The 238-nt window shown below is 67.2% G+C and carries 1 pseudogene; it reads right to left on the reverse strand.

The features are described 5' to 3' along the window. Positions 1–145: pseudogene (locus CVH10_RS24255) on the reverse strand (IS256 family transposase); the annotation flags it as partial. Between the last annotated feature and the right edge of the window lie 93 nt (positions 146–238).

A 238-nucleotide genomic window follows, 5' to 3' on the forward strand; every position in this document is an offset into this window, starting at 1 on the left:
TCTTCTCGCCGTGAGCCGCACCGGTTAGGCCGCCCACCTCCAGTTCCATCAGTCGCTCGGCTGCAAAACCGATCATCTCGCGCAGTAGATCAGCGTCGGCACTCTTCTCCATCAGCCCGCGTAGGCTCATCATCTCGTCGGTCATCGGGGGGCTCTCGGGTTCGGGGTTAGTCGTCGCACCCCGCCCCTACCCGGCCACCGCCGATGACCCCCCCTCCGCTACCCCACCGCCCGGGAC

The sequence above is a fragment of the Halomonas sp. ND22Bw genome, from assembly GCF_003011945.1.
In the GTDB taxonomy this organism is placed as follows: domain Bacteria; phylum Pseudomonadota; class Gammaproteobacteria; order Pseudomonadales; family Halomonadaceae; genus Halomonas; species Halomonas halophila.